Origin of the sequence: Niallia sp. Sow4_A1 (genome assembly GCF_052116745.1) — a bacterium.
Taxonomy (GTDB): Bacteria; Bacillota; Bacilli; order Bacillales; family Cytobacillaceae; genus Niallia; species Niallia hominis.
Genome location: NZ_JBQKKM010000072.1, coordinates 1 through 16,597, shown reverse-complemented (window position 1 = coordinate 16,597; position 16,597 = coordinate 1). Strand labels below are relative to the sequence as shown.

The 16,597-nt window shown below is 35.2% G+C and carries 15 protein-coding genes; 8 read left to right on the top strand and 7 right to left on the bottom strand.

What is annotated here, in order from left to right:
• The first annotated feature begins 318 nt into the window (after positions 1-318).
• From ACTQ5K_RS23820 to ACTQ5K_RS23810, 3 genes are all read left to right on the top strand, one after another.
• A complete protein-coding gene (locus ACTQ5K_RS23820; RefSeq protein WP_031540729.1) occupies positions 319-1,107 on the top strand; it encodes an ABC transporter ATP-binding protein in 789 nt (262 codons plus the stop codon).
• Positions 1,104-2,756, top strand: coding sequence for a hypothetical protein (locus tag ACTQ5K_RS23815; protein ID WP_031540728.1), 1,653 nt, complete (start codon positions 1,104-1,106; stop codon positions 2,754-2,756). Before ACTQ5K_RS23820 ends, ACTQ5K_RS23815 begins: the two co-directional genes overlap by 4 nt.
• A gap of 76 nt (positions 2,757-2,832) precedes the next feature.
• Positions 2,833-3,453 (top strand): NUDIX hydrolase, encoded by a 621-nt coding sequence (locus tag ACTQ5K_RS23810; RefSeq protein ID WP_031540727.1) that lies wholly within the window; start codon positions 2,833-2,835, stop codon positions 3,451-3,453.
• A gap of 144 nt (positions 3,454-3,597) precedes the next feature.
• Here ACTQ5K_RS23810 and ACTQ5K_RS23805 read toward each other — a convergent pair whose 3' ends face one another.
• Positions 3,598-4,500, bottom strand: a complete 903-nt coding sequence (locus ACTQ5K_RS23805) for an ArsR/SmtB family transcription factor (protein WP_031540726.1) — start codon at positions 4,498-4,500, stop codon at positions 3,598-3,600.
• Positions 4,501-4,841: 341 nt separating this feature from the next.
• On the opposite strand from ACTQ5K_RS23805, the gene ACTQ5K_RS23800 reads away from it, so the two are divergent.
• From ACTQ5K_RS23800 to ACTQ5K_RS23790, 3 genes are read left to right on the top strand one after another with little or no spacing between them, the layout of a single operon-like run.
• Complete coding sequence (locus ACTQ5K_RS23800; RefSeq protein WP_048719196.1) at positions 4,842-5,399, top strand: histidine phosphatase family protein; 558 nt, start codon at positions 4,842-4,844, stop codon at positions 5,397-5,399.
• On the top strand, positions 5,396-5,896 hold the full coding sequence (locus ACTQ5K_RS23795) for an NUDIX hydrolase (RefSeq protein WP_031540724.1): 501 nt from the start codon (positions 5,396-5,398) through the stop codon (positions 5,894-5,896). The genes ACTQ5K_RS23800 and ACTQ5K_RS23795 overlap by 4 nt, the downstream gene beginning before the upstream one ends.
• An 18-nt stretch (positions 5,897-5,914) precedes the next feature.
• On the top strand, positions 5,915-6,412 hold the full coding sequence (locus ACTQ5K_RS23790) for a GNAT family N-acetyltransferase (protein ID WP_031540723.1): 498 nt from the start codon (positions 5,915-5,917) through the stop codon (positions 6,410-6,412).
• A gap of 243 nt (positions 6,413-6,655) precedes the next feature.
• Here the strand turns inward: ACTQ5K_RS23790 and ACTQ5K_RS23785 are convergent, their stop codons facing one another.
• A complete protein-coding gene (locus ACTQ5K_RS23785) occupies positions 6,656-7,219 on the bottom strand; it encodes a DUF2777 domain-containing protein (protein WP_031540722.1) in 564 nt (187 codons plus the stop codon).
• A gap of 240 nt (positions 7,220-7,459) precedes the next feature.
• On the opposite strand from ACTQ5K_RS23785, the gene asnB reads away from it, so the two are divergent.
• Positions 7,460-9,307, top strand: coding sequence for an asparagine synthase (glutamine-hydrolyzing) (gene asnB, locus ACTQ5K_RS23780; protein WP_031540721.1), 1,848 nt, complete (start codon positions 7,460-7,462; stop codon positions 9,305-9,307).
• A gap of 42 nt (positions 9,308-9,349) precedes the next feature.
• Here the strand turns inward: asnB and ACTQ5K_RS23775 are convergent, their stop codons facing one another.
• The 5 genes from ACTQ5K_RS23775 to ACTQ5K_RS23755 form a co-directional block, all read right to left on the bottom strand.
• The gene (locus tag ACTQ5K_RS23775; protein WP_031540720.1) at positions 9,350-10,480 is read right to left on the bottom strand and encodes a GerAB/ArcD/ProY family transporter; all 1,131 of its coding nucleotides are present in this window, start codon (positions 10,478-10,480) and stop codon (positions 9,350-9,352) included.
• Between the two features lie 211 nt (positions 10,481-10,691).
• Positions 10,692-11,597, bottom strand: coding sequence for a DMT family transporter (locus ACTQ5K_RS23770; protein ID WP_031540719.1), 906 nt, complete (start codon positions 11,595-11,597; stop codon positions 10,692-10,694).
• A gap of 172 nt (positions 11,598-11,769) precedes the next feature.
• Positions 11,770-13,551 carry a glycoside hydrolase family 13 protein gene (locus tag ACTQ5K_RS23765; RefSeq protein WP_031540718.1) on the bottom strand — a complete coding sequence of 594 codons (1,782 nt, stop codon included), beginning with the start codon at positions 13,549-13,551 and terminating at the stop codon, positions 11,770-11,772.
• Positions 13,552-13,706: 155 nt separating this feature from the next.
• Complete coding sequence (locus ACTQ5K_RS23760; protein ID WP_031540717.1) at positions 13,707-14,582, bottom strand: SDR family oxidoreductase; 876 nt, start codon at positions 14,580-14,582, stop codon at positions 13,707-13,709.
• Between the two features lie 145 nt (positions 14,583-14,727).
• Entirely contained in the window at positions 14,728-15,222 is a 495-nt protein-coding gene (locus ACTQ5K_RS23755; protein WP_031540716.1) for a YajQ family cyclic di-GMP-binding protein, read from the bottom strand.
• Between the two features lie 199 nt (positions 15,223-15,421).
• On the opposite strand from ACTQ5K_RS23755, the gene ACTQ5K_RS23750 reads away from it, so the two are divergent.
• Positions 15,422-16,300, top strand: coding sequence for a CvfB family protein (locus ACTQ5K_RS23750; RefSeq protein WP_031540715.1), 879 nt, complete (start codon positions 15,422-15,424; stop codon positions 16,298-16,300).
• Positions 16,301-16,597 lie beyond the last annotated feature (297 nt).

Sequence of the window (16,597 nt, the reverse complement as noted above, 5' to 3'; positions counted from 1 at the left end):
GGGTTACCACCTGACTTATCCATTATAAAGGACTTTTTCTTTGCACAAAATAATAAAATTGAACATTTTGAGTATTTTTAATAGTGAAAATAAATTAATGCAACACTAGTGGTGAAATGTAAATAAGATAATGTGACACTAATCACCTATAGAGCCTTGGAAATTGGCTACTATAGGTTTTTTTTGTAAACAATCACCCCTAATTATAAGGAGTGGGAAGTGAGATAATCGTGACAGAAAATTCACCTGGTTATTGGGAGGTTTTTTCCTTTTTTTCTAGAATGGTAGAAAAGAGATGTGTAGGAAGGAGCAAATGAGATGGTTGGTGAAGAAATTATTACAATAAAGAACTTACGAAAAAACTATGGCACCGAGGAAGTACTAAAAGGAGTGGATTTACATGTATATCGAGGAGAAATTATTGGATATATAGGTCCGAATGGTGCAGGAAAAAGTACTACAGTTAAAATTATTCTCGGTATAGAGGGAAATTATCGTGGAGAAGTAATGCTTTTTGGCAAAAATATTAGGGATGATTCGATGGAATATAAGCGAAAAATCGGTTATGTACCAGAAATAGCAGAAGTATATGATAATCTAACGGCATATGAGTATTTAACATTTATCGGTCAACTATATGGAATGAGTGCAGAGTTTGTTGAACATAAGGCAAAAAGATTAATGGAACTGTTTGGTATAGGAGAGGTATATCATTCGCGAATCTCCTCTTATTCAAAAGGGATGCGTCAAAAGCTGTTAATTATATCAAGTGTCTTGCATAATCCAGATATTCTTTTTCTAGATGAGCCAATCAATGGACTTGATGCGAATAGTGTGATGGTGTTTAAGGAGATTCTTGCCCAGTTTGCATCAAGCGGAAAAACGATATTTTATTCGTCACACATAATGGATGTAGTAGAAAAAATAAGCAGTAGAATCATTCTATTGAACGATGGAAAGATAGTGATAGACGGAAGCTTCAAAGAGTTACAAACACAAAACGAACAAGGTAGCTTGGAAGGAATCTTCAATCAATTAACTGGCTTTAACAACCATAAAGAAATAGGCGAATCCTTTGTATCCATTGTGCAAGAGGTACAATCATGAGAGAATTTACTATATTAAAGTTCTTTGACCGTTTTAAAGGTTTATTTTTGAAAATAGGTATCGATTATTCCGTTTTAAGAACGATTTTACAAGTGAAACTGACAATGGATCAACGTAAGCTTCCAACCATCTTCTCCCAATCTAATCAGAGAAAAGAAAAGAAAGAAGATAAATATGCCTATATAAAATCGTTATGGCTGTATGCTTTTATGGGGTTGATTCTTATTCCATTGATGGCCTTCGGTGATAATTACTTATTTCAAATGAGCATTTCTTTCGGAATTATTTTATTTCTGGTCATGACCTCGATGATTTCTGATTTTTCAGGTGTTTTGTTAGATGTTCGGGATAAACATATACTACATACGAAACCAATAAATAGGCGCACAATTAATGCAGCAAAAGTTCTGCATATTATGATTTATCTTTCTCAATTAACGATAACTATTACACTTATTCCGTTAGTTGTATGTCTTGTTAAACAAGGATTTATCTTTTTTCTGTTGACAGTTGTACTACTTGTTTTAGCAAATTTATTTATTGTTGTTATCACGGCATTACTTTACTTGGCTATCCTTCGATTTTTTGATGGAGAAAAACTTAAGGATATGATTAATTACGTACAGATTGGTTTGTCTATTGTCATAATGATAGGATACCAGGTTGTCATTCGGAGCTTTGAATTAGTTGATTTACATATTGTGTATCAAGTGCATTGGTGGCATGTTTTCTTTGTTCCAATGTGGTTCGCAGCACCATATGAGTGGATATTGAATGGCAATATCAACACGATGATTATTTTGCTAGCAGCTCTTGCGATTATTTTACCAATTGCAGCTATTATCATTTATGGAAAGCTAATTCCTAGCTTTGAGAAAAATTTAGAAAAGTTAACTAGTCAAAGTAAAGCGAGAAAAGGTAAGGTCTCAAAATGGGGAGAACTGCTATTATCGTTTTTAATGAACAACAAGGAAGAAAAAGCATTCTATCAATTTACAGGGCAAATGATTAGGCAAGAAAGAGATTTTAAATTAAAGGTATATCCATCATTAGGTTTTTCGATTGTTATTCCCTTTATCTTTCTTTATAGTGGAACAAATTTGGAAGATGTTTCATTTACAACAAGTTCCTCGTATTTAACCATTTATTTTACGATGATTAATATTCCGACGATAATTTTTATGATGCGGTATTCAGGGAAATATAAAGGTGCATGTATTTTTACGATTCTTCCAATCTCTGATTTTTCTATGTATTATAAAGGAGCATTAAAAGCGCTAATTATAAAATTATATTTACCAATCTATTTTTTAATAAGCATTGTTTTTTTGTTTTTGTTTGGAATGCGAATTATACCAGATTTATTAGTAGTATTTATCTCCGCTTTCCTCTATTCAGTGATTTGCTATGGAATGCTAGATAAAGAAGTGCCTTTTTCTATGTCATTTGATTCAGGAGCGAATCAGCAAAGTTGGAGGTTATTTCTGCTCTTGCTTCCGTTGCCGATTTTAGCAGGAATTCATTATATCAGTATATCTCTTCCATTTGGTGTTTATATTTATGGGATATTGCTTTTCTTTGTTAATCTTATCCTTTGGAAGAAGATACAAAGGAAGGGAAGTACTTATTCAAAGAGGGTTTATTCGTAAAATGCTGGCATAGCAATAAGGAAACAGGGTAAGCAAGATACTATTTTATGGAAAAAATAGCAGAGGAGCATCCATCATGGAAGAGGAACAACTAAAAATATTTGATGAAAACAGAACACCAATCGGAACTGCTGCCCGTAGTGAAGTACATAAAAAGGGATTATGGCATGAGACCTTTCATTGTTGGATTGTATCTGAACAAGATGGACAATCATATCTCTACTTGCAAATTAGAAGTCCATTAAAAAAGGATTATCCAAATCTTTTAGATATAACGGCTGCAGGTCACTTGTTAGCACATGAAGATGCGAAAGACGGTGTAAGAGAGATGGAGGAAGAAATCGGTATCCAAGTAGAAATAGAGGAGCTAATCCACTTAGGTGTTTTCCATTATGAAATGAATAATGGAGATATTTTGGATAAGGAATTTGCTCACACTTTTTTATATAAAAAGACCATGGATTTTAAAGAATTTCATTTGCAAGAAGAGGAAGTAGCGGGCATTGTATCCACTAAACTAGCCGATTTTTACGATTTATGGCAGGGCAGAAAAGAATTAATTGAAGTAAATGGATTTGAACTCAACTCAAGAGGGGAGAAAATTAAGATTCATCGTAAAGTGGGCAGAGAAAATTTTGCCCCTCATCCTATTTCTTATTACAAGCGATTAATTCAAGCCTTTAAAGAGAAGGTGTAAGGAAGGTTTGAACAAATTATATAAACGAAAACAGAGTAGTGATAGCCTCTTCCATCAAATATTGGTAGGGTAGGAATCGATTAAAAAAAGCTAGGGGAAATAAAAAGGCAGTTTCTCCTAGCTGATTAAATAGAGCAGAATCTTCTATAAATAATACACTTTGAAAATGATATCCTGTGGGTGATTCCCAAATTTCTTTCCGAAAATTGTAGCGCCACCTACACATTCCGCATCTTCTTTCACTTCAATGCGAAACGTCCAGCGATCACAATTGTCATCTAGGTCATTGATGGTGACAGATGAAATAGGGTCTCCATCAATATACGTACCATGGTTAGTAATTCGGAGTGTTTTAAGAAGCCCATATTGATTAAGATTATGTGGCCACCATTCTGGTGTAAGTTTCCCTCTTGTATCAGCAAAGTCTCCAGGACTTCTCCATGTTCCCAGTTCTATCCCATTTAATGAAAAGGTAATGTCAGAAGGCCAATTGTCATTAGAGAATGGAAATTCAGAGCATACTTCTAAACTAATTTCAAATTGTTGAATGTTTTCCTCCTTTTTTAAAAAGTTAGGAATTGTGTATTGAATAAAGCCTTGCGTAAACCACAGAATTTCTGCTTCTACTCTTTTGGGATCCATAAATAGTTTCGGTTCATCTACTCTTCCGATAAAATCCTTTTCTGAAGCTAATCCACATGTTGGCTTTAAATCATAATCAGTGTAATGGCCTATTGGAACAGAGGTTTCATATGAAGCGAAAGAATGATAGATTTTCTTCGGAAAGTTGATTTCGATATGATCCACCTTTAACATGGAAATCTTCTGTAATCCTGATTTACCTGGTACTTTCTCTGTTTTTATCAGTCCTGCATCTTCTAATTTTTTTACATGTTTTGTTACAATGGCACTGCTGATGCCTAATTCTTTGGCAAGTTCCTTTATATTCATTTTATTTTTAGACAGTAACTGAATAATTGTCATACGAACTTCACTTGCTAAAGCTTCGTACACTACTAAAGAGGAATTATCGATTCCCAATTGCATGTAGACCCCTTCTTTCAGAATATCTAGTTAACATTAAAGTTTTCTTCTTGTACAAAAGATAACATGTAAATTAATCTCTGTAAATAATTTCTTTCTAAATAAGAATTGATTAACAAATGAGTTAATTATTTATCGGAAAATAGGACAAGGTTTATGCGGTTATTATCTTAAAGAATATCTAGTTCTCTATTTATTCATATTTCCTCCTAAAGTATAAATCCTCTTTAAAACTATCAACAGCAGATATTTATTTAGAAACGTGTAGTTTATGATTTATCTATAGAATTTTCCAATAATTTGTTAAACTGGTTATAGGCTATTGTGGGAAGGCTGGTGAAAATTTGATTAATAGTAAAAATATTTACCTAATTCGTCATTGTGAGGCTTATGGCCAGAAAGCGGAAGCTCCTTTAACTGCTAATGGAAAGAGACAGTCGAGTGAGTTAGCGGATTTTTTGAAAGATGAAGGCATCCAATTAATCCTCTCTAGTCCCTATCTTCGTGCATATGAATCTGCTAAGCCATTGGCAGAAAGACTCCAAATACCGATTCAAAATGAGGAGCGCTTGATAGAAAGAAAGCTTAGTAGCCGAAATCTAAACAATTGGCAATCTTTATTGAAACAATCTTTTACAGATTTAGATATTGCATACGAAGGCGGAGAATCCAGTAGACAAGCGATGACAAGAGCAACAGAAGTAATGAAGGAGTGTCTTCAAAGACCAGAGAATAGGTTTGCAATAGTGACACATGGGAATTTGCTTGCATTAATGTGGAAATATGTTGATCCTTCCGTCGGTTATATAGAATGGAGCAAGCTTTCGAACCCTGATGTCATTCAAATTAATTACCATTCAGATAGGGTGTCAGTTAAACGAATATGGGGGGATAACGATTGAAGGAAGAGAGGAAGTTTCATCAACCATTTGGAGTCTATGGAATTCTTGTAGAAAAAGATAGATTGCTCGTTATACATAAGAAGAGGGGGCCATATGCCAATCGCTTTGATTTACCTGGTGGGAGTTTGGAGCAAGGAGAAAGTTTAACGATGGCAATGAGAAGAGAGTTCTTAGAAGAGACAGGGATAGAAATAGAAATACAGAAGCAAATTGGGATGGCTGATTTTATGTTCCCATGTAACTGGAGGGAATTTACACATATTCACCATATCGCTGCATTTTACACAGCTAGAAAAATAGGTGGGGAAATTACCGTTCCAGAGCAATTTGAGGGGCAAGATTCGTTAGGAGCTGAATGGGTTTCTATAGAAAATATTACTATCCATAACGCATCGCCACTTGTATTAAAGGCTGTAGAATGGATACAAACCGGATCACTCGGATGGGAGGTTACATGGTTTCCAGAATGGGAGGTGAAAAAAACCTTCCATATATAAAGAAAGGAGAGCGTACATATGATGATAAGAAAAGCAAGAAGTGAGGATGCCAAAGGAATAGCAAAAGTACATATAGATAGTTGGCGAACAACCTATAGAGGGATTGTTCCAGATACCTATTTAAAGGCACTTATTTACGAAGAAAAAGAAGAAATCTGGAAAAGAGCTATCCTGACAGGAAGTGTCTTTGTTGCTGAAAATGAAGAGGGACAGATTGTTGGGTTTGCAAATGGTGGAAAAGAAAGAAGTGGGCAGTATTCAGGTTATGATGGAGAGCTATATGCCATTTATCTTTTGGAAGCCTATCAAGGAAAAGGAATTGGCAGCTCACTTGCGAAAAAAGTTTTCGAATATTTAAAAGAAAAAGGGTTTAATAGCATGATTATTTTTGCATTAGCGGAAAATCCAGCTTGTAAGTTTTATGAAGCCATCGGTGGAAAAAGAATTGGTACAGAAGAGATAGAAATTGGTGGCGAGGAGTTTACCGAAGTCGTATTTGGATGGAATCTGGCGTAGTGCAAGAATACATTTACGACCAAGTTGGTGCCCTGAATATGTTTCATTAGATAATTAAAAACCCCTACTGGTACTAAAGGCATTTTTCTTTCGGATAAATAAGGAAAGGATATAAGCCATTTGAAAGCAAAAAATCATTCGTTTCCCGAGGTGTCAACTTGTAAATAAAAGCGGACACTCGGGAAACCTACTCACTATTTGCATCTTTGCTTGGTGCTACTATTTTTCTATAAGGGATTACTTTTAAGAAGAGAGCTTCTCCACAATCATCCGCTTTCCAGTATTTAAGGTAAACTCAAAGCGGTCTGTATTTTTTTCATTATAGAAGAAATGGTGATTCACACTGCAAAGGTCTTCCTCATTATCAAAAATCATCATATTAACGCCACTCTTGCGCTTTTCGTCTTTTAAGAAAGTAAGATGATTATAACAATATATACAATCATATATGGAGAATCTCATCGAATTTAGAGTAGTAATAAATTGATAAAAGCTATCATCACTTAAATCATCTAATAATTCTTCCAATGCAAAGACAAGATGCTTTCGTATCCGAATAGGATCTTCATGCTTTAAAAAATGGACTGATCCAGAGATATTTACTTTCCCATCCTCTAGAAGAATTCCTTTTCGCCAGCGATTTAAGGAATGAATTTCGATTTCTTGATGTAAATATTCGTCAAGCATCGAAGCATCCTCTGTTTCTTCATCAAAAAAAATCCATTGATTGTTTATATACTCAACTGTACCCTTCGTAAAGGCACGTGTTTGAAATTCAATAAGTTTTGATCTATGCTGATTGTTCATTGTAAACCTCCCAAAGATTACACGCCCATAAATTCTTTTTAGACAGATAAACAAAATTTTATAACTAATCCTTCTTTTTCCTTCATTAAAATATTGAAAACGATTAATTTATCCTTTTTGAGTGGATCATGAGATAAACCTGGTATGGACAAATAACCATTTTTATTTTGATGCATAGAATACCTCATACTGATTGATTGGTATCTAATCATAAGTTCCACGGAAGAAAGGATGATAATCATGTGTGGAATAACAGGTTGGGTTGATTACAAAAAAGATTTAAGAAACGAGTCGGTCATTTTATCCGCTATGGCAGAAACATTGGCAAAAAGAGGACCAGATGATACAAACGTTTGGACTGCGTTACATGCAGGTTTCGGACATAAACGCTTAGTGGTGGTAGATCCGCTAAATGGTATTCAACCAATGACAAAAGAAAAACAAGGCTTTCATTACACTATTTGCTACAATGGTGAATTGTATAATACAGAAGACATAAGAAAAGAATTACTAATAAAAGGATATTCATTCCAAGGTCATTCTGATACAGAAGTTTTACTTACTTCCTATATAGAGTGGGGAGAAGAATGTCTGCAGTACTTAAATGGGATATTTGCCTTTGCTGTTTGGGATGAGAAGCGAAATTCTTTATTTATTGGAAGAGATCGTTTAGGAGTAAAACCACTATTTTACGCTGAGGTAGGATCTAGCTTTATCTTTGGCTCCGAATTGAAAGCATTGCTTGCACATCCAAATGTGAAGACGGAGCTAGATAGAGAAGGATTAGCAGAAGTATTTGCTCTTGGACCTTCTCATACACCAGGGAGCGGTATCTTTAAAGGGATTAAAGAGCTTCGACCAGGGCATGCATTAAAGTTCACACAGGATGGCTTGAGAGTATGGCGTTATTGGAATGTGAAAAGTGAAGAACATACAGATTCGTTTGATGAAACCGTTGAAAAAGTTCGTTTCCTTTTTAAAGATGCTGTGACTAGACAATTGGTATCAGATGTACCGTTAAGTACCTTTCTTTCAGGTGGAGTGGATTCCAGTGCCATTACAGCAATCGCTTCAATGGAATATGCGAAAAATGGTAAAGGACCTCTGCACACCTATTCAATCGATTATGAAGGAAATGATAAGTTCTTTAAAGCAAATGAGTTCCAGCCAAACTCTGATGGTGTTTATATTAAAAAAATGACAGATACATTTGGAACCATCCATCATAATTGTATTATCACCCAAGAAACATTGGCCGACTTTTTACATGAAGCTGTAACGGTAAGAGATGTACCTGGGATGGCAGATGTTGATTCCTCCCTTTTATGGTTTTGTCGAGAAATAAAAAAAGATTTTGTCGTTAGCTTATCTGGAGAATGTGCAGATGAAATCTTTGGGGGATATCCATGGTTTAGAAGAGAGGCTGACTTGCAAAGAGCAGGATTCCCGTGGATGAGATCGATTGAAGAACGACAAAATTTATTGAAAGATTCATGGAGTAATAAATTGCAATTAAAAGAGTATATGATGGATAAATATAACCAAACTATTGCGGAAACGCCTAAATTAGCTGGCGAAAGTAAAGAAGATGCAAAAAGAAGAGAATTATTCTATCTTAATCAATTATGGTTCATGACCACATTATTAGAGCGCAAAGACAGAATGAGTATGGGAGCAAGTCTTGAGGTGCGCGTGCCGTTTGCAGACCATCGCTTAGTAGAATATGTGTGGAATGTACCATGGGAAATGAAGAATTACAAAGGAAGAGAAAAAGGATTGCTGCGAAAAGCATTAGAAGGAATTCTTCCAGATGAAGTTCTTTATCGCAAAAAAAGTCCGTATCCTAAGACGCATAATCCGATTTACACAAAAACAGTAACAAATATGCTAAAGAGTGCATTAACAGATAAAAGTTCAGCTTTATATGAATTCTTTGATAAAGAACGACTGTCAGAAATTATCGAAACAGAAGGTTCTGCATTCAAAGAACCATGGTTTGGCCAACTAATGACTGGACCACAGCTGCTTGCACACTTAGTACAAATCCATCATTGGTTCAAAGATTATAATATCAATATTGTAGAGTAAGAAAATAAAAAAATCCCTAGAATGACGATCCTATCGTGCTATCTAGGGGTTTTTATATGTTTTATCATGAAGTGGAGAGTTTCCTTTATGGATGAATTTTTTTAGTAATAGGACAAATAAGAGGAAGCAAGGGAAAGCAAATTGTAAAGGTAAATATAGTAAATATGGAACAACTAGAGAAGCTTCTTTAATATGATCATTAATATCTAAACTAATGAAAATAGAAAACATGGAAATAATACAGACACTAGGTACGACAAAATAGCGATAAGGGAATTTAAAAATATATTCTAACCCCTTTAACCCACCATAAATAAAGATGGAACTTTTAATAACAATTCCTAACATAATGATAAAAACAGCAAGAGCATCAATTCTTTCAAAAAAGTCCGCGATGGAAATAAGCCTTGTTGTGCTCAAAAGTGGAAAGGTAGCTCTTGAAGCCGTTGTTATCCCTAAAGATGAAGTAATGATTAATGTAGCAATAGTGAGCAATATCCCAGACACTGCTACTGAATAGATAACAGATTTCTTACGCATTTTTAAGTTGGAAATGTGTGGGAAAACACATGTCATTACAATTAATTCACCGTAAGGTCTACTAACTTCAATTGGAAACATAGCATCGATTACTGGCAGTAAGCCTCTTGCCAATACTGGCTGTATTTTTGTAATAGAAATATTTTGACTTGCGAATAGGAAAATAATGAGTAGGAAAAGAAATAAAGCAGAATAGGGTGTGAATATTTCCGTCGTTCTTCCTAAGATTTCAATTCCTAAATATAGTATATAACCAATTATCAACATTAAGGAAAGAGTAATAATTTCAATTGGTGTTAACGGAAGGATAAAGGTAGACGTTAATTCGCCAAAATCCCTTATGGTTCTAGCCGCAAGATAAAAAAAGTAAAGAGAATAGACAAGCGTAATGGGAATAGCAATAAATCGATTGAATCCAAACTCAATGATCTCAAATAAATTCTTGGAAGGCACTAATTCATTTATATTAAGAAAAAAAGAGGCAATAATTAAGCCTGTAAAGGTTGAGAGAAGTACGGTAATCCAAGCATCCTCTTTTGCGGTAATACCAAGGACGACAACTAGCGTAGTACCTAGGTTAAAACCAATAATAATAGCAAATAACTGACTTAACGATAGATTTTCTTTTAGCATGAAAAGGAATCTCCTAATTGGAAATATGTAGATGCTTAAAGTAGTATTTGATTCATTTACCAGTAATATGCAAGAAAAAGGATGTTTTTGTGTACGAAATTTAAGATTGACTACACACTAGGCTGCTTTCTAAGTGGAATCTAATCAGTTAATGAAAAAATCAGTGGGGGAGCCCACTGATTGAAAGGTATTTAATAAAAATGGTAGTAATCTATCCAATTGGCTTTTCTTGGGTAATGGCATGTTTAGGCTGTTTTTGCAGTAAGAAAAAGAATACACCGAATAAAACAAGGATACCACCTATTATTTGAGAATGGATTAATCGCTCATTTAATAGCAGTACAGCTAAAAGGGTAGCTCCAACAGGCTCTCCTAAAATACTCATAGAAATAGTTGTTGCATTCACATAATTTAGTAACCAATTGTTGATAACATGCGCAAGCGTTGGAACAATTGCCAGCAGAACAAAAATACCCCATTCTCTGCCAGAGTATCCAGTTAATGAATCACCTGCTATAAGATTATAGACAGTTAACAAACAGGCAGCAAAAAAGAAAACGGTAAATGTATAAATCCAATGAGTCATTTTTTTAATAATATTTTGACCAATTAATAAATAGCCAACTACTGCAATCACGCTCAAGAAGGAAAGAACGTCTCCTATAATTGCATTGCTGTCAAGTCCAATATCTCCCCAGCCAATCATCACAGCACCAATAATCGCAATACCCATAGTCATAATAGCAATAGAATTGGTTCTTTCTCGAAAGAAAATAAATCCACCAAGAAGAGAGACAATAGGCTGAAGTGCCAAGATAATCGTAGAACTAGCTACAGTAGTAAACTTTAGAGAACTGAACCAAAGGGCAAAATGCAACGCTAAAAAAGAGCCGGAAAAAAATAAGAACGACCAATCTTTTTTGGAAAGCTTTTTAAAATCATTTCTGTGTATGTACACCATGGGAATCATAATAAGACATGCGAGCCACATTCGATACATGCTTAATATAGTGGCAGGAGCCTCCGACCATTTCACGAATATCGCAGAAAAGGAGATTGCGATAATAGAGATAAGTAAGGGAAGCCCAATTGATTTGGATGGTGCTTGCTGATTCACTTTATTTCCTCCTGACAATTCAAACAATTCGATCTAATAGTAAATATAGTACGTTCCACGTTAGGAAACAATCATTATTTTCAGTTCTTGGAAAAAATTATTGAAGAGGTAGGAGAAGGTGCCCACGAGGAAGTACATTGCAAATGGACACCTTTTAATAGAAAAACACACTTTATCTTACATGGATATATTCATAGTTCATATTAAAGCGAAGGATACTGGATTCATATGGTCCGAGTATTACTGCTAGATCATTTGATTCAGCTGCATATTCTTCGTCTGTTAATAAAAGAGAGATTTTTTTCCCTCGTAATGGAAAGGGGAGTAGAAATTGTGCTTCCGTTTCACTTTTATTAATAACGGTGAGTATGATTTCTGCCTCATTTTTTGAATAATAGGCTAAACAAGAATCTGTGTTTGTTAAAAAGTGGAAATTACTGCTATTTATGAGAAAAGAGCTTTGCTTACGCACTTGAATTAATCGCTTAACAAATTCTTTTTGCTTTTCATCGTGCTCTCCTGAATTCCAAAGCATACATTTTCGACAACCAGGGTCCGCTCCTCCTCCTAAACCAATTTCGTCTCCATAGTAAATGCAAGGAGTGCCAGGATAGGTAAAGAGAAAGGTGAATAAAAGCTTCACACGTTCTTTTCGATAACTACATTCATGTAGTATCCTCGGTGTATCATGGCTCCCGATAATATTAAATAATACGTTATTCACCGTACTTGGGTATGCATGTAAAGTTGTCGTCATATCCTCCATAAATTGTTTAGCAGAAATCATATCATAGGCAAAAAATTGAAGTGCTTTCGTTAGTAAAGGATAATTCATTACCGAGTCAAATTGCTCTCCTCGAAGCCATGGTAGGGAATCATGCCAAATTTCTCCCAATATAAAAAGGTCTGGTTTTAAGTCTTTCACTGCTGAGCGGAAAGATCTCCAAAAGTCATGGTCAATTTCATTGGCAACATCCAAGCGCCAGCCGTCGATATTACATTCTGTTATCCAGTATTTTGCTACATGTAAAAGATACTCTTTCACTTCTTGATTTGCTGTATTAAATTTGGGCATTGCTTCATAAAAGCCAAATGTTTCATAATTTATCGTGTTAGCTTCTTTTAAAGGGAATTTGTGGATATGGAACCAGTCTTTATAGCGCGACTTCTCTTTGTTTTTTAGAACATCTTGAAATGGTGGGAAATGATAGCCGCAATGATTAAATACAGCATCCAGCATGACACGAATCCCGCGGTTATGACATTCCTTTACTAGCTTTTTAAGCATTTCTGTATCGCCGAATTGTGGGTCCACTTCTAAATAGTTAATCGTATCGTATTTATGATTGCTTTTTGCATGAAAAATAGGAGTAAGATAAATCCCTGTTATCCCAAGGTCTGAAAGATAGTCTAAAGAATCGATTATTCCCTGAAAATCGCCGCCAAAGAAATTCCATAATTCAGGTTCCTCTTGTCCCCACGGTGCAGTGTCTATAGGATTTAAAGAACTATCCCCATTTCGAAATCTTTCTGGGAATATTTGATACCAAATAGTTGAAGAAACCCATGAAGGAGGAGAAAAAACGTCTTTCTCATGAAGATAGGGCAAGCAAAAATAATAGCCTGCATCATCGGGAACAAAGGGGAAAAACCCTTTTTCGGTATAGGTTATTTGTTGTTCATTATCTCTTATTATAAAGCCATAGCGAATTCTTTTTTTATTAGAAATGGAACAATGCCAATAATCAAAAAGAGAATCAGTGCCGCTTTTTTCCATCATCATTCGGTGGGATACCCAATGATAATCACTCATTTCGTATTGATCACCGTAAATTATTTCCATTTCATTCACATTTGCTCTTTTTGTTCGAATTCGAATATGGAGGGTATCTCCATTTTGTAAATAGCAGTAATTACCGTCACTTCGATGATAGATTGAAGCCAAATCAATCATTTTTCACACTCCCTATATATTCTTTCTATATCTTTTTGCCACTAGTGTTGACAGAATAGAAAGTTTTTAAAAGGGAAAATAAAATTAGCTATCATAGAAAAAACCACTCGCAATAAAGGCGCGAGCGGTTTGGGATTGCTAGAGCGTTAAATGATTTATCCGTTAACGATGCTTCCTCCATTAACATGAAGAACTTGTCCAGTAACGTATGTTGAATCATTACTAGCTAAATATACATAGGCTGGAGCAAGCTCACAAGGCTGACCTGCACGTTTTAAAGGAGTATTTCCACCAAAGGATGCCACTTGTTCACTGTCAAACGTAGAAGGAATGAGCGGTGTCCAAATTGGTCCCGGAGCTACTCCATTCACACGAATGCCTTGTCCGGCAAGAGACTGTGATAAGGAACGAGTGAAAGCAGTAATCGCTCCCTTTGTGGACGAATAATCGATTAATATTTCATTCCCTTTATAGGCAGTGATTGATGTCGTATTGATAATTGTATCTCCTGACTCTAAATGAGGAAGGGTCGCTTTTGTTAAGTAAAACATAGAGAAAATATTTGTTCGGAATGTTTTTTCTAATTGTTCGGCACTAATATCTAGCAAACTTTGTTGTGGATGCTGTTCAGCTGCATTATTCACTAAAATATTAATTTTTCCAAATTCAGATACAGTTTTTTTCACAATTGTTTTGCAGAAGCTCTCATCACCAACATCCCCGGCAAGCAATAAGCATTTTACTCCTTCTGCTTCTACTAGCTCTTTTGTCTTTTGGGCGTCATCATGCTCATTTAAGTAAACAACTACGATGTCTGCACCTTCTTTTGCATAATAAATAGCTACAGACCGGCCGATTCCACTATCTCCACCAGTAATGATAGCAGTTTTTCCTTTTAATTTTTCTGAGCCTTTGTAAGCGGGATCGACATCTTTAGGCATTGGATTCATTTCTGTCTGAATGCCTGGCTGCTGATTCTGATGCTGTGGGGGTAAGGTTTGTTGTAATTTTTCCTTATTGCTATTACTCATATCAATCACTCCTTCTATCTTTTTGTCCATGTTTACTTATTTTTCCCAAATCTACTAATATAAACATGGAAAAAATAGGGTTAGTGGAAAAGGAGGCATTCGAAAAAAAGATGGCAGCCTAATTTGGCTGCCATCCGACTACTAGTTAGCGATAATTGACAAATTGCACATCAATCGTAATTTTTGATTCGTCTTTTACAGCTGCGATAATCTTTTGTAAATCGTCACGGCTTTTAGCGGTTACACGGATTTGATCGTCTTGCTGTTGTGTTTTCACTTTTAATCCACTGTTCTTAATTAACGCATTAATTATTTTAGCGTTATCTTTATCAATGCCCTGGATTAATTTAGCTCTTTGGCGGACTGTTCCCCCTGAAGCTCCTTCTATTTTGCCATAATCTAAGTTTTTAATGGGAATGCCGCGTTTAAACATTTTGCTTATCAGGACATCCTTCAGCTGCTCTAATTTATATTCATCATCTGAAACAAGAACTAATTCTTCTTTGTCCAATGTTACATTACTTTTGCTTCCTTTAAAATCATAGCGATTTTGAATTTCCTTCATTGCTAGCTGTACTGCATTTGTAACTTCAGAAAAATCTACCTTTGAAACAATATCAAATGAGCTATCTTTTGCCATAATTACCTCCTGATTTATGGAATCATACACGATTTCTAAGTATATCTAGTGCTAATTCCATTTCTTTTATGCTTGTATTATAGTAAAATATAGCAGTTGTAACAACTTTAGGCATGAAGTATTCACTAAATAGGGAATAATGATGATAAAAGAATATAGATGAAAAGTTGAATAGACAAGAAATAAAGGAGGAAAACAAATGTCGTTAAGAGATTATATGGGACGTGTAGAAATATTAACGGTTGCAAGAATAGCATCTTTCGGTTATTTTTTGACAATTGAAGAGGAAGACGAGGATGTGCTTTTGCATTTTAGTGAAACAGATCAAAAATTCGAAGAAGGCGATGAAGTACGCGTCTTTATTTACAGCGATTCACAAGGAAGAGCATGCTCCAGTACATATATCCCGTCTATTGCGGTTGGTAAATATGATTGGGTAAAAGTAACTGATCGGAAAGAGGGCATTGGCTGCTTTTTTGATATTGGTTTGAAAAAGGACATGCTATTAGGAGAAGATGATTTACCAGTTCATGAAGAGGTTTGGCCAGAAGTTGGAGATATGCTATATATTACTTTAAAGGTAAATAAAAATAATTATTTATATGTAAAACCAGCTACGGATCCAATTATTGAAGAAATGTCAACAAAGGCGACAAGAGAAGATTTTAATAAAAACATTCATGGCTATATTTATCGAACAGCAAAAGTTGGAAGCTGGATTTATACAGCTGAAGGCTATAAAGGATTTATTCACGAATCTGAGAGAGGTCAAGAACCAAGATTAGGGGAAAAAGTTAGTGGTCGTATAATCGACGTTAAGCTAGATGGCACAGTAAATATATCCTTATTACCAAGAAAAGAAGAAGCACTTGATAAGGACGCCCAACTAATTTTGGATTATTTAATTATGCGAAAAGGTGCAATGCCTTATGGAGATAAGAGTATGCCTGAGGACATTAAAGAACGTTTTAATCTAAGTAAAGGTTCCTTTAAACGTGCACTTGGAAAGTTAATGAAAGAAAATAAAGTGTATCAAGAAGAAGGCTGGACGTATTTAAAGGAAGATAGTGAAAATTAATCTATAATAAATGAGATGGGTGCATTCCAAATTTGGAATGCACTTTTTATATAAGCCATTTATAGTTAAAGCAGAACGCAGTATGGAAAAGTAACAGAGGAGTGTTCTCTAAGCCCACTAGAGCAGAAATCTGCATGGAAAGGTAACAGAGAAACGTTCTCTAAGCCCACTAGAGTAGAAATCTGCATGGAAAAGTAACAGAGGAGTGTTCTCTAAGCCCACTAGAGCAGAAATCTGCATGGAAAGGTAACAGAGGAGTGTTCTCTAAGCCCACTAGAGCAGAAATCTGCATGGAAA